The sequence below is a fragment of the Paenibacillus chitinolyticus NBRC 15660 genome (genome assembly GCF_000739915.1).
Lineage (GTDB): Bacteria > Bacillota > Bacilli > Paenibacillales > NBRC-103111 > Paenibacillus_F > Paenibacillus_F chitinolyticus.
The window spans coordinates 59,878-73,518 of record NZ_BBJT01000013.1; the positions used below are offsets into that span (position 1 = coordinate 59,878).

9 protein-coding genes are annotated in these 13,641 nt (G+C 54.1%); 5 read left to right on the top strand and 4 right to left on the bottom strand.

Annotated elements, in window-relative coordinates:
* The first annotated feature begins 110 nt into the window (after window positions 1-110).
* Together ligD and PCH01S_RS24505 are read left to right on the top strand one after the other, a co-directional pair.
* On the top strand, window positions 111-1,004 hold the full coding sequence (ligD, locus tag PCH01S_RS24500) for a non-homologous end-joining DNA ligase (protein WP_042234106.1): 894 nt from the start codon (window positions 111-113) through the stop codon (window positions 1,002-1,004).
* A gap of 186 nt (window positions 1,005-1,190) precedes the next feature.
* The gene (locus tag PCH01S_RS24505) at window positions 1,191-1,607 is read left to right on the top strand and encodes a hypothetical protein (protein WP_255246867.1); all 417 of its coding nucleotides are present in this window, start codon (window positions 1,191-1,193) and stop codon (window positions 1,605-1,607) included.
* Between the two features lie 78 nt (window positions 1,608-1,685).
* Here PCH01S_RS24505 and cls read toward each other — a convergent pair whose 3' ends face one another.
* Entirely contained in the window at window positions 1,686-3,116 is a 1,431-nt protein-coding gene (gene cls / locus PCH01S_RS24510; RefSeq protein ID WP_042234107.1) for a cardiolipin synthase, read from the bottom strand.
* A gap of 203 nt (window positions 3,117-3,319) precedes the next feature.
* Between cls and PCH01S_RS24515 the strand changes: the two genes are divergently transcribed.
* A complete protein-coding gene (locus tag PCH01S_RS24515; RefSeq protein WP_042234109.1) occupies window positions 3,320-4,066 on the top strand; it encodes an HAD family hydrolase in 747 nt (248 codons plus the stop codon).
* 259 nt (window positions 4,067-4,325) lie between these two features.
* Here PCH01S_RS24515 and PCH01S_RS24520 read toward each other — a convergent pair whose 3' ends face one another.
* The 3 genes from PCH01S_RS24520 to PCH01S_RS24530 form a co-directional block, all read right to left on the bottom strand.
* On the bottom strand, window positions 4,326-5,810 hold the full coding sequence (locus tag PCH01S_RS24520; protein ID WP_042234111.1) for a glutamate synthase subunit beta: 1,485 nt from the start codon (window positions 5,808-5,810) through the stop codon (window positions 4,326-4,328).
* Window positions 5,811-5,853: 43 nt separating this feature from the next.
* On the bottom strand, window positions 5,854-10,443 hold the full coding sequence (gltB, locus tag PCH01S_RS24525; protein ID WP_042234113.1) for a glutamate synthase large subunit: 4,590 nt from the start codon (window positions 10,441-10,443) through the stop codon (window positions 5,854-5,856).
* 382 nt (window positions 10,444-10,825) lie between these two features.
* Window positions 10,826-11,455, bottom strand: coding sequence for a YdcF family protein (locus PCH01S_RS24530; RefSeq protein ID WP_042234115.1), 630 nt, complete (start codon window positions 11,453-11,455; stop codon window positions 10,826-10,828).
* A 246-nt stretch (window positions 11,456-11,701) separates the two neighbouring features.
* Here PCH01S_RS24530 and PCH01S_RS24535 point away from each other — a divergent pair, with 246 nt between their 5' ends.
* Window positions 11,702-12,280: a thymidine kinase gene (locus tag PCH01S_RS24535; RefSeq protein ID WP_042234117.1), complete on the top strand. Its 579-nt coding sequence runs from the start codon at window positions 11,702-11,704 to the stop codon at window positions 12,278-12,280.
* A 106-nt stretch (window positions 12,281-12,386) separates the two neighbouring features.
* Window positions 12,387-13,493 (top strand): MGDG synthase family glycosyltransferase, encoded by a 1,107-nt coding sequence (locus tag PCH01S_RS24540; RefSeq protein ID WP_042234119.1) that lies wholly within the window; start codon window positions 12,387-12,389, stop codon window positions 13,491-13,493.
* Window positions 13,494-13,641: the final 148 nt, after the last annotated feature.

The window sequence follows — 13,641 nt, forward strand, 5'->3', positions numbered from 1 at the left end:
AGCTCCACGCGGAATCCCGCTTAGGGTCTTGTTCCGCCGTAAAGAATAGTCCGCCTCTTTTTCGTCCACAATGGGGATAAATGCTTGTACGTCCGGAAGGAGTGCGCAGGATGCCCACAGGGTACAAAAAAACGCAAGGCACGATCATGGTCGAAGGGCAGGAGCTGACCATTACCAACCCCGGGAAGCCTCTCTGGCCTGAGGCGGGAATTACGAAGCTTGATTTCCTCCAAAAGCTGATTGAGCTGTCCCCTTATTTGCTGCGCTACTGCAGAGACCGGCATTTGACGACGATCCGTTTCCCTCACGGCATTCACGACAAATCGTTTTACCAGAAAAATACCCCCGAGCCCGTTCCGGATTTCGTGAATCTTGCTCCGCTGGACGGCATCCGGTATGTGAATCTGGATTCGCTTCCGACGCTGATCTGGCTCGGCAACCTGGCCTGCCTGGAATTTCATCCCTCGTTCCACCGCATCGGGGAGACACTGCCGGCCGAGTGGCTCATAGATATCGACCCCAGCCTGGAAGTCGAACCGCGGATCATGGAAGCGGCTCACCTGATCGGAGAGGTGCTGGATTCGCTTCGTATCCAGTCCGTGCCCAAAACGTCCGGAGCGACCGGCATACAAATTTACGTGCCCATCCAACACGGATACACCTTCGAGCAGCTTCGCAAAATCGGCTATTTCATCGGCTCCTTCGTCGTCAAAAAATATCCGAAGCTATTTACGATCGAGCGCCTGAAAAAGAATCGCGGCGATCTCATTTACTTCGATTACCTGCAGCACTGGTACGGCAAAACGCTCTCCGCTCCCTATACGCCGCGGGCCAAAATCCACGGAACCGTCTCCACCCCGCTGCTTTGGGAGGAAGTCGAGCGGCGTTGTGATCCGAGAGATTTTACCCTACACGTCATCGTGGAGCGGATCAAGAAGATGGGCGATCTGATCGAGAAGGTGCCTCCCCAGAACCTTGATGCCGTTTTGTCTCACTTGGAGTAGCATGCGGGCCGCTCGGCCCCAGTAAGATCTTTCACTTTCCAGTGGGAGATCTTTTTGGCATGGATTCTGCACCATTCTAAATTTTCTTTTCCAATACCTGCATAGATGAGGTAAACTAATAACAACCATTAAATAACAATTATGGATGTAAAATTGAACGGTTTATTGAACCTTTATAGAGAGGCGATGGCTGCCGTGAACTTTAAAGAGGCTTTGAAGGGCAGAACGTTTATGCTGCTCGGTTTGCTGTTACTGCTGTTTATTTTGTTTAAAATGGTTCCGCTGCTGGATGCCGGTCAGCCTACCTTTTGGCCTACCATAATCTTCGTTGTATGCATTCTGATGAACATGTCATGCGACATTTATTTATCCCCATTCCTTAAAAAACCGGATGAACGGATGAAGGCGATCCGGTCTAAAGCTTATGTCTATTCCTATTTTGCCGCCCTGATTTATATGGCTGCGGCTGCGGTTCTTGTTCTAATGGAAATGACTCCAATTCCCGTTCCTCTGATTTTCTTGGATCTGGTCGCTTTTGCGGGCCTGACCCCCAACCTCCTCCTGATTCTGTTTTTCAAACGGTCCGCCAAGCTCTCATCGTGATGCTTCCGGATCTGTGCGCCAAAAAGCCCCGTATCACTTTTTTAAGTGAACAGGGCTTTTTTACATTTGCCTTGCCTCTTAGAACAAAGGCGACAGCAATCTTCCCAGCACTTCTTTGCCGCGCTGGAAGCGGGAGCGTTTTTCGAACTCCGACAGGATGATCCGCTTGCTGTTTTTCAGATCCTCCAGGAAATCATGCTCCAGCCGCTCGATCGATTCTTTGTCGTACAGGATAGCGTTCAGCTCAAAGTTGCTGTAAAAGCTGCGCATGTCCATATTGGCCGTCCCCACGGTAGCGAACAAATCGTCAATGATGGTCACCTTCGCATGCACGAATCCGGGCTGGTACTGATAAAATCTCACCCCCGTCTGCATGAGTTCATGAATATAGGACAGCGAAGCGTAGTGGACGATCCAGGAATCGGGAATTTGCGGAAAAATGATTTTCACATCGACGCCGCTTATAGCCGCCGTTTTGAGCCCCATGATCAGACTCGCGTCGGGGATAAAGTACGGAGTCGTAATATAGATCCGCTTTTTGGCCGTCGTAATGCCCCCGAAATAGGATTCTAAAATCGAGTCCCAATGGGCATCGGGTCCGCTCGCCACGATTTGAACGGGTTTCTGGCCTTCACACGCATGCTCGGGGAAAAAGTTCGTGTCCACCAGCTTCTGGCGGCAAACAAATTCCCAGTCGGACAGGAACGTACTCTGCAAATAGTACACGGAATCCCCTACAAGCTTCAGGTGGGTATCCCTCCAAAACCCGAGGACCGGATGCTTCCCAAGGTATTCGTCTCCTATGTTAATGCCGCCTACGAAACCGACCGTCCCGTCCACCACGATAATTTTGCGGTGATTGCGGTAGTTCATCCGTTTATCGAAAAAGGCAATGAAGGCCGGAAGAAAACAGTAGGTATCTATTCCCGCTTCGACAAATTCGCGTATGTAAGAGGAGGCCAGCTTGTAACTGCCGATTCCGTCATAAATGACGCGGACTTTAACGCCCTCGCGCGCTTTCCGGATAAGCAGTTCCTGAAATTTTTTGCCGGTGTCGTCGTGCCGTACGATATAAAACTCAAAATGAATATGATGCTTCGCATTCTCCATCGCCTCGAACATAGCCTCGTAAGCCGCCTCGGCGTTGGTCAGTACCTCCACCTCGTTGTTACGGGTGATCGGCGAGCTGGGAATGTTGCTCAGCAGCCCGAACAGACGCGGTTCTTTGACAATGCTGGGGACGGGATAATCCCGGCCTTTCTTCGTGTTCTCCAGCTCCCGGCGCATCTCCCGCTGCATTTCCCCGAGCACCCTCCGGTTTTTGCGTTTCACGTGGCGGCGCTGGGAGTACTCTTTGGCCAGAAAATAGTACATAATAAATCCGATAACCGGTAGGATAAACAATATCATAAGCCAGGCAACCGTTTTGGTCGGATTTCGGAATTCCACCACAACGATCGTGACGATTTGAAAAATAAATAACAGCAGCGCAATGACAAGCCACAGCATCGGCCGGTTCTCCCCCTTCTCTGTTCCATGGCCGGCCCTTGCCGGCCGGGATTGCCGTATCGTTAGGTTTTACGTACTCTTAATCCACTATTCGGACCCTATAAACATAAGCCGATCACATTGTCTTGTAAAGCTGGGTTATCTAAACCGGACATGGTATAATAATCGTTAAACCTATCTACAGAGACCAGGAGAGAAAGCACATGAGACAAACCATTTTGTTCGATCTGGATGATACCCTCATTCACTGCAACAAATATTTTAATGTCGTGATTCAGCAGTTCGTGGATACGATGCTGACCTGGTTCGCGGGCCATCGCCTTTCGGATGAAGACATTAAACACAAACAGCTTGAAATAGATTTGGCGGGTGTGGAAATCCACGGTTTCAAAGCGGAGCGTTTTCCGCAGTCGTTTATCGAAACGTATCATTTTTATTCCGATTTTTATGACAGAACTCCTCGGAAAGAAGAGGAAGAGTGGCTTTATCAGCTCGGCAACAGCGTCTACGAACATTCGATCGAACCGTATCCGATGATGGACACGACTCTTCAATCCCTGACGGACCAGGGGCATGAGCTGTACCTGTATACAGGCGGCGACGCAACGATCCAGATGCGTAAAATCCAGGAAGCCGGACTTCACCATTACTTCGGCGAACGGATTTTCGTCGCGCTGCACAAAACCCGTGAATTTATGGAAACTCTTATCCATACCCAGCAGTTCGAGCGCGCTCGCACCTGGATGATCGGCAACTCGGTACGGACTGACGTCCTTCCGGCCATCGAGGCGGGGATCAATGCCATTCACATTCCGGCTCAGCTGGAGTGGAAATACAACATCGTCGATATTACCGCCACGCCAAAGGGCGCCTTCTTCACGCTGCCTTCCCTGACGGAAGTTCCGAAGGTTATATCCGACTACAGCGGCAAACAGGCCGTTAATCTGTAAAAAAGCTCAAACGCCTTTAAAGCAACCTGCCCAGGCTGCTTTAAAGGCGTTTTTGCCGTTTAGGGGACGGGGCTTTGGGGTTGACCACCGTCATGTGACGTCGAGTACCGCGCGTTGGGAGCTTCGCGCAGAGACGTAAGGAACTTTCCGTCAGGTAAGATAACGGAAACGGGCATTGCCGGTTGGCGGACCGTTTCATGTCTATTCCCTTTTCTTGCACGCAAAAAAGGAGCCATTCGGCTCCTTTTGTTAGTTTTCCTTACGGAAGGTTCGAACTGCCCATCAGGAAACGGTCCACTTCGCGTGCCGCTTCCCGTCCTTCGTTGATGGCCCAGACGACAAGGCTCTGTCCGCGGCGAACGTCACCGGCGGCAAAGATGCCTTCCACGTTCGTCTTGTACTTGCCGTACTGCGCTTTCGCATTCGAACGCACATCTCTTTCAATGCCAAGCTGGTCGAGCAGACTCTGCTCGGGACCCGCAAAGCCCATAGCCAGGAAAACCAGTTGAGCCGGATAAACCTTCTCGCTGCCTTCCACTTCCTCAGGCACAAGACGGCCTTGGTCATCGCTTCTCCAGCGGACTTTGACGGTTTTGAGCCCCGTCAGGTTGCCGTTCTCGTCGCCGACAAAGTTCTCACTCAGCGTCAGGTACTCGCGCGGATCTTTGCCGTGGACGGCCTTCGCTTCCTCGTGGCCGTACTCCAGCTTGTAAACCTTCGGCCATTCCGGCCAAGGATTGCTCACCGCACGGGTTTCCGGCGGCTTCTCGCGATATTGGAACTGCACGACGCTTTTCGCTTTGTGGCGAACGGAGGTCGCCACGCAGTCGGTACCGGTATCGCCGCCGCCGATGACGATCACGTCTTTGCCTTCGGCGTTAATGTACTCGCCGTCGGCCAGGTTGGAATCGAGCAGACTCTTGGTGTTCTTATGCAGGAACTCCATCGCCGGGTAGATGCCTTTAAGCTCGCGTCCTTTAATATCCAGTTCACGGGGACGTGTAGCGCCGATAGCCAGAATAACGGCATCGAACTCTTCCTTCAACTGATCGACCGGCACATTTTTGCCGATTTCCGCATTGGTAACGAAGTTAACGCCTTCCTCCGCCAGCAGGTCAACCCGGCGCTGCACGAGATGCTTCTCGAGCTTCATGTTCGGGATGCCGTAGGTCAGCAGTCCGCCGATCCGGTCGTCACGCTCGTAAACGGTCACGGTGTGACCCGCTTTGTTGAGCTGTGCCGCCGCCGCGAGTCCGGTCGGGCCGGAGCCGATGACGGCGACTTTCTTGCCCGTACGCGTTTTCGGCGGTTCCGGTACGATCCAGCCTTCTTCGAAACCGCGGTCAACGATCGTTTTTTCGATGTCCTTGATCGTAACCGGGGAATCGATCAGCCCCACCGTACAAGAGCCTTCGCATGGAGCGGGACAGACCCGGCCGGTGAATTCCGGGAAGTTGTTCGTCTTGTGGAGCCGGTCAAGGGCTTCGCGCCATTGACCGCGGTAGACGAGGTCATTCCATTCCGGAATGAGGTTGTTTACCGGACAACCAGTCGTTGATCCGGCAATAATTTTGCCTGTATGACAATACGGAATGCCGCAGTCCATACAGCGTGCTCCCTGAACCTGCAGTTTCTCTTCGGAATTTTTATTGTAAAATTCCTTCCAGTCCTGAATCCGCTGCAGAGGGGCGCGCTCGGCGGGCAGCTCGCGTTGAAACTCGATAAATCCGGTAGGTTTTCCCATTGCGCTTCCTCCATCGTATAGAATCTGTCCTGCTCGTTATGAATTAGTTGCCGCCGACACGGGCCAGATCGCGCGTGTTTTCTTCGAACGCCTTCATAACGGCATCCTGCTGGCTCAGTCCGGATCTCTTCATCCGTTCGATAGCATCGAACATCCGTTTATAGTCCTTCGGAATGACTTTCACGAATTTCCAGATATATTCATCCCAACGGCCCAGCACGCGGTGCGCGATCGAGCTGTCGGTAAAGGTTGCGTGATACTGAATCATCAGCTTCAGTTCGTTGATTTCGTAGCTTTCTTCCACCTGCTCCAGCGACACCATCTCGGTGTTGCAGCGGCTGGCCATCGTGCCGTCCTCGTCGAGGACGTAAGCTACGCCGCCGGACATCCCCGCCGCGAAGTTGCGGCCGGTCTTGCCGAGGATGACGACGCGTCCGCCCGTCATGTACTCGCAGCCGTGGTCGCCCACGCCTTCGACAACGACGCGCACGCCGGAGTTGCGGACAGCGAAGCGTTCGCCCGCGATACCGCGGATATACGCTTCCCCGTCGGTAGCGCCGTAGAAGCCCACGTTGCCGATGACGATGTTCTCCTCCGGCACGAATGTCGATTCGCTCGGCGGGAAGATGATGACTTTACCGCCGGACAATCCCTTGCCGACGTAATCGTTGGCGTCGCCTTCCAGCGACAAGGTCACGCCCTTCGGCACGAATGCGCCGAAGCTTTGACCGGCGGAGCCGGTGAAATGCAGGCGGATCGTGTCGTGCGGGAGCCCTTTCGCGCCGTAACGGCGGGTCACTTCGCTGCCGAGAATCGTGCCGACAACCCGGTTCGTGTTGTTGATCGGCAGTTCAATGCGGACGTGATCCTGGTACTCCAGCGCAGGTTGGCAGAGCGGAAGAATCTCGCGCATGTCGAGCGATTTCTCCAAGCCGTGATCCTGCTGCATCTGGTTGTAGCGGCCGACCTCTTCCGGCATCTCCGGCTGGTGAAGCAGCGGGCTCAGATCGAGGCCTTCGAGCTTCCAGTGGCCCGCTTCTTCTTCCTGGGCCAGGAATTCGGTACGGCCGATCATCTCTTCCAGCGTGCGGAAGCCGAGCTCCGCCATCGTTTCGCGGACATCCTGCGCGATGAAGTGCATGAAGTTCACGACATGCTCCGGCTCGCCCATGAAATGCTTGCGAAGCTCCGGATTTTGTGTCGCTACGCCGACCGGACACGTGTCGAGGTGACACACGCGCATCATGATGCAGCCCAGCGAGATGAGCGGAGCCGTGGAGAAGCCGTATTCCTCGGCTCCCAGCAGCGCTGCGACGATCACGTCGCGGCCGGTCATCATTTTGCCGTCAGATTCCAGCACGACGCGGCTTCTCAGGTTGTTCAGGATGAGCGTCTGGTGAGCTTCGGCCAGGCCCAGCTCCCAAGGAAGTCCCGCGTGGCGGATGCTCGTCTGCGGCGAAGCGCCCGTACCGCCGTCGTAGCCGCTGATCAGGATAACGTCCGCCTTGCCCTTGGCCACGCCGGCCGCGATCGTGCCGACACCGACTTCGGAGACGAGCTTCACGCTGATGCGTGCCTGAGGGTTCGCATTCTTGAGATCGTGGATCAGTTCCGCCAGATCCTCGATGGAATAGATGTCGTGGTGCGGAGGCGGGGAAATAAGGCCGACGCCGGCCGTCGTACCGCGCACTTCCGCTACCCAAGGATATACTTTCTTGCCCGGCAGTTGCCCGCCTTCTCCCGGCTTGGCGCCTTGGGCCATCTTGATCTGAATCTCGTCGGCATTGACGAGGTAATTGCTCGTTACGCCGAACCGGCCGGAAGCTACCTGCTTGATGGAGCTTCTGCGCAGATCGCCGTTCTCATCCGGCGTGAAGCGGTTCGGATGCTCCCCGCCCTCGCCGGTGTTGCTGCGGCCGCCGATACGGTTCATGGCGATGGCAAGCGCTTCGTGCGCTTCCTTGCTGATGGAACCGAAAGACATGGCGCCGGTCTTGAAGCGCTTGAAGATCGCTTCGATCGGCTCGACTTCCGACACCGGAACCGGCGAGCGGTCCGATTTCAGCTTAAGCAGGCCGCGCAGCGAAGCCGCTTTCTTGGACTCGCGGTTGATGAGCTCGGCGAATTTTTTGTACATGGAATAGTCATTGTTCCGCACCGCGGTCTGCAGCGAGTGGATCGTCTCCGGCGTGAACACGTGATCCTCGCCGTCCTGACGCCATTGCAGTTCTCCTCCGGCATCCAGAACGCGGTCGCGTCCGTCGCGCGGAGAGTAAGCCCGCTGATGGCGCTGCAGCGTCTCCTGCGCCACCCCGTCGAGGCCGATGCCTTCGACAGGCGTGTAGGTCCAGGTGAAGTAACGGTCCACGAATTCCTGGCTGAGGCCGACCGCTTCGAAAATCTGCGCGCCCCGGTAACTCTGGATGGTCGAAATCCCCATTTTCGCAAGGACTTTGACAACCCCTTTGGTTGATGCCTTGATGTAGTTATAGGAAGCTTTCTCTTCCGTGATGTCTCTAATTTGACCGTTGCCGATCATATCTTTAAGCGTCTCGAAAGCGAGATACGGGTTGATCGCGCCCGCTCCATAGCCAAGCAGCAGAGCGAAATGATGCACTTCGCGCGGTTCGCCGGACTCGACGATCAGGCTCGCTTTGGTTCTTGTTCCCTGACGGATCAGATGATGGTGCAGGCCCGCAACGGCCAGCAGGGCCGGAATAGCCGCCTGTTCCCCGTCCATGCCTCTATCGGAGAGGATCAGGAAAGTTGCTCCGTCTGCAATCGCTTCATCGGCAGCCGTGTACAGCTCCTCCATCGCCTGCTCAAGCCCTTGGCTTCCCGACGATGCCCGGAAGAGAGTCTTGAGCGTAACGGTTTTAAAGCCTTCACGTTTGATGTAGCGCAGCTTCGCCAGTTCCTCGTTGGAGATAACCGGAGTCGGAATACGGATCTGACGACAGCTTTCCGCTTCCGGACGGATCAGGTTGCGCTCCGGTCCGATCGTCGTTTCCTGCGCCGTGACGATCTCTTCGAAGTTGGAGTCGATCGGCGGGTTCGTTACTTGAGCGAACAGCTGCTTGAAATAGCTGTAAAGCAGCTGCGGACGTTCCGACAGAACGGCCAAAGGCGCGTCATAGCCCATGGAACCGATCGGGTCGACGCCGGTTTTGGCCATCGGCTCAAGAAATTTACGGAGATACTCGAATGTGTATCCGAATGCCTGCTGGCGCTGAACGAGCAGATCGTGTTCCGGCTGCGGCTCGGAAGCGGCTTCCGGCAGTTCTCCGATTGAAACGAGATGCTTCTTGACCCATTCCTGGTAAGGCTGCTCGTTAATGATCTGTCCTTTGATCTCCTCATCGGTCAGAATGCGTCCCGCCACCGTATCGACGACAAGCATGCGTCCCGGCTGCAGACGTTCTTTGCGCGCAATGCGCTCCGGTTCGATGCTGAGCACGCCGACTTCGGATGAAAGGACGATAAGATCGTCATGCGTGACATAATAACGGGCCGGGCGAAGACCGTTGCGGTCAAGCAGGGCGCCGATAATGCGGCCGTCCGTGAACGAAATCGCGGCAGGACCGTCCCAAGGCTCCATCAAGGTGCTGTGGTATTCGTAAAAAGCGCGTTTGGCCGGATCCATCGTTTCGTGCTTGGACCACGGCTCCGGAACCATCATCATGGCCGCGTGCGGCAAAGAACGTCCGGATAGCGTAAGGAATTCGAGCGTGTTATCGAGAATTTGAGAATCCGATCCGTCGTTATCGACAATCGGGAGCAGACTTTGGAAATTTTCACCGAACAAATCCGTTTGGATCATAGCTTGACGGGCGTGCATCCAGTTAACGTTGCCCCGTAGGGTATTGATTTCACCGTTGTGGATGACGTAGCGGTAAGGGTGGGCGCGTTCCCAGCTTGGAAAAGTGTTGGTACTGAAACGGGAGTGAACGAGGGCCATTGCTGTCTCGAAGGACGGGTCTTGCAGTTCCGTGTAATAAGCGTCTACCTGCTCGGGAGTGAGCATGCCTTTATATACGATGGTACGGCTGGATAAGCTGGGGAAGTAAAGCGGCGTGTTATCCAGGGCGCGGGTTTCATTCTCGATCCGCTTGCGGATGACATACAGTTTGCGTTCGAAGTTCAGTTCGTCCTGAATATCTCCGCTGCGGGCGATGAACAACTGACGCACGAAAGGTTCGGAAGCTTTGGCCGATTCGCCGAGAGTGGCATTCTCGGTAGGAACCGTTCGCCAGCCCAGGAACTGCTGGCCTTCCTCCTTGATAATCCGCTCCGCGATGCGCTCGCACTGCTGTCTGGCTTCCAGCTCCTGCGGGAGGAAAGCCATGCCGACGCCGTAAGTACCGGCTTCCGGCAGAGATATGTTTTCTTCGGTGCAAACCTTGCTGAGAAAACCATGCGGAATCTGCAGCAGGATACCGGCGCCGTCACCCGTATTGGCTTCGCTGCCCTGGCCACCCCGGTGGTCCAAATTGCAAAGCACATTCAACGCCTGCCCGACGATTTCGTGGGAAGGCCTGCCTTTCATATTCGCAACAAAACCAATCCCGCAGGCATCATGCTCGAACCGCGGATCGTACAAACCTTGTTTGGAAGGGGAAGCGTTTCTGTTCATGATTGTGCAACCTTTCCTTTTGTTTATTTGGGTACATCAACGTTTCATGCCTGCATTAAAGGGGTGAAGTCCGGAAATACGCGCGTAACTTGCCAAATTCGCCCGTATTTGTCCAAAAACCGAATCTTTTAGCGATTCGCCTCGATATTTTTCTATTATATTAACATTAGACTTTCTAGAGTGCAATTTAAAAAAAGGTTATGGGTTGAAAAAAAATTTTAATGGGAAACCCTGGACAGGGCTTGAAACTCAGAGATTCCGGGGGAAAATATCGTTTTTTTTGAATCTACAAATCTACCATTTAATGTTAGTTTACAAAATTTTCAAATCCGAAAGTTAACATGGACTTACCCTCGAAATGTTTGTGTTTGGACAAGAAGCATTATCCGATTCCGATCGTCTTTAAAAGGCGTTCGCCCATAAAATAAGTAATTCCGGCACATTCTCGCAGCGTATAATAGTAAATTTTCACGGGTTTGATCCGGACCGGCTTAGCCGTTACGTTCATGTTTAGGCTCCTTGCCATAAGCAGGGAACGGTACGTATGAAAGCCATGCGTTACGATAACCGCCGTGTCCCACTTCTCCCTCTCCATGATCTTACGGCTGTTGTCCAAATTCTCTATCGTGGATGTAGATTCATCCTCCAGAAAGACCGCCGACTCGGGAATGCCTTTGCCGACGAGATAGCTCCGCATCACACTGGCTTCCGTCGGTTCGCTTGTCGTCGTTCCGCCCGTTGCGATGATATGTTTGGCCAGTCCGCCGCGGTAAGCCTCAACAGCGGTATCCAGCCGCTCTTTCATCGCGTTGCTGGGCTTTCCGTTCCAGACGGCCGCGCCCAGAATAATGATCGTATCGCTCTCGGTACCGCGGGAATTCTCTCCCACATAATAAATCCATCCGCTCATTCCTACTATATATAATAGGAGAGCTCCCATGCAGGACAAGACGCCGTACAACCATCGTTTCCACTGTTTGTTCTTCCCTCTGCCTTCCCGTACGGCCTTCATTCCGCCTTCATCCTGCCTCTCTTCTCCGGTACCGCTCCGCCGGACGGAGGCCCGTCCCGAACGGCCGTGTCTGTATTCTTCTATCATAACTTGGCGTGGTAAAGTTATCTACACAAAAAGGCAGCTTTTACCACTTTCCTCCAGCGCTCGGATTCCGCTTCCATCCATGCCCTTTTTTCCGACGCATAAAACATGCTATGATAGCATATACCTGATGGTTTATTGGTAACAGAGAGGACGACACCTGTGGCTAAATTATATTTCCGATACGGAACCATGAACAGCGGCAAATCCATTGAAGTGCTGCGCACTGTTCACAACTACGAAGAACAGGGTAAGAAAGTATTACTCTTCACCCCCTCGGTGGATGACCGGAGCGGAGTCGGTATCGTTGCCTCCCGCATCGGCATGCAGAAGAGCGCCATCGTCATTCAAGACGGGGTAAATATGAAAGAACTGGCGGCCAAAGAACGGCCGAACTGCATTTTGATCGACGAAGCTCAATTTCTTAATGCCGGACAGATCGAGCAGCTTGCCGAAATCGCGGACGACCTTAATATACCGGTTATCGCCTACGGGCTGCGGGCGGATTTTATGGGACAGCTTTTCGAAGGAAGCGCCAGTTTGTTCGCCATCGCCGATAAAATCGAGGAAATCAAAACCGTGTGCTGGTATTGCGATAAAAAAGCTACGATGAACATGCGCTGCAAGGACGGCGTTCCTATTTTTCACGGGGAGCAAATCCAGATCGGCGGCAACGAGAGCTACATTCCCGTCTGCCGGAAATGCTACACAGATAAGAAAAGAGAGGCGGGTCAGCACTGACCGCCGAACACAGAATGCCCGATCCGGCGCCAGACCTCCATTCAGAATTCAGAGCCTGCACGCGCGCTTCCCGGCTATTTTGTCGATTAAGGAAAGGTGAGGTTTCTTGAGAAAAAAACGAATTCTGCTCCTTTCGGAGGGATTCGGATCCGGACATACCCAGGCGGCTCACGCATTAGCGTCCGCTCTGCGCAGGACGAATCCGGGGCTGATCATCCGTGTGCTGGAACTCGGTGCGTTTCTTCATCCGACGATAGCACCCTGGATCTTTACGGCTTATCGCAAAACAGTCGTTTCCCAACCGAAGCTGTACGGGAAGCTTTACCGCTCCCAGTCGAAAAAGCCGCTGAACGGTTTTTTGCAGCATGCCCTGCACCGCATTTTCTACCGCAAGGCGGAAGCCGTGATCGAGCAGCTGCGGCCGGACATTATCATCTGTACCCATCCTTTTCCTAACTTGATCGTATCGCGATTGAAGAAACAGCATGGGCTCCCTATCCCGCTCTGCACGCTGCTGACGGACTATGACGCCCACGGGTCGTGGATCAACGATGAAGTGGACAGGTATTTCGTCTCGGCCCCCGACGTCAAACGCAGACTTGTGGCGAAAGGCGTTTCTTCCCGCAGAATCAAAGTGACGGGCCTGCCCGTTCACCCGAGTATCAGCGAACAGTATTCGGTCGATGAGATTTACCTGGAGTTCGGGCTCCGGGATATGCCGACCGTGATGCTGATGGGCGGCGGCTGGGGCCTGCTCGACGAGAAGCTGCTGAAGCGCATCGTCCAGTGGCGCGACCGCGTCCAACTGCTCTTCTGCCTCGGCACGAACGAGAAGGCGCGCCAGCAGCTTCAGTCGAATGAGCTGTACCGGCATCCGAACATTCATCTGTTCGGGTATACCCGGGAGATCGGCAAGCTCATGGAGGTGTCCGACCTCCTGATCACCAAGCCGGGCGGCATGACCTGTACGGAGGCCATGATCAAAGGCGTGCCGATGCTCTTCTATAATCCGATTCCGGGCCAGGAGGAAGAGAACTGCCAATACTTCACGGAGCACGGCTACGGGGAGGAATTGACTTCCCTGAGTGAGCTGGACGGTTATTTTACCCGCTTTATGGAAAATAGGCGCGATAAAAATAAAATCGCCCGTAAAGGCAGCAGCCGGCGCTTGTCCAGCCTGTTCGCCAAAAGCGTCATGCAGATGCTGCGCTGACGTACTTGTGTCTTGGAATTCACACTACACTCACATCATATGGAAGAGCTATGACCACTCCTTCAAAAAGGGGGAAGTCAGGGCTCTTTTTTCGTGTGCCTTCCTTTTTTTCAAGTTCTGTTTTTAGCGTAAGAACAGGCATTTCAGC

What these genes read in the sequence shown, in the direction of transcription:
- cls (WP_042234107.1), bottom strand. Translation starts at nt 3,116, where the DNA reads ATGCTGTGGCTTGTCATTGCGCTGCTGTTATTTATTTTTCAAATCGTC.
- ligD (WP_042234106.1), top strand. Translation starts at nt 111, where the DNA reads ATGCCCACAGGGTACAAAAAAACGCAAGGCACGATCATGGTCGAAGGG.
- PCH01S_RS24515 (WP_042234109.1), top strand. Translation starts at nt 3,320, where the DNA reads ATGAGACAAACCATTTTGTTCGATCTGGATGATACCCTCATTCACTGC.
- PCH01S_RS24505 (WP_255246867.1), top strand. Translation starts at nt 1,191, where the DNA reads ATGGCTGCCGTGAACTTTAAAGAGGCTTTGAAGGGCAGAACGTTTATG.
- PCH01S_RS24520 (WP_042234111.1), bottom strand. Translation starts at nt 5,810, where the DNA reads ATGGGAAAACCTACCGGATTTATCGAGTTTCAACGCGAGCTGCCCGCC.
- gltB (WP_042234113.1), bottom strand. Translation starts at nt 10,443, where the DNA reads ATGAACAGAAACGCTTCCCCTTCCAAACAAGGTTTGTACGATCCGCGG.
- PCH01S_RS24530 (WP_042234115.1), bottom strand. Translation starts at nt 11,455, where the DNA reads ATGAAGGCCGTACGGGAAGGCAGAGGGAAGAACAAACAGTGGAAACGA.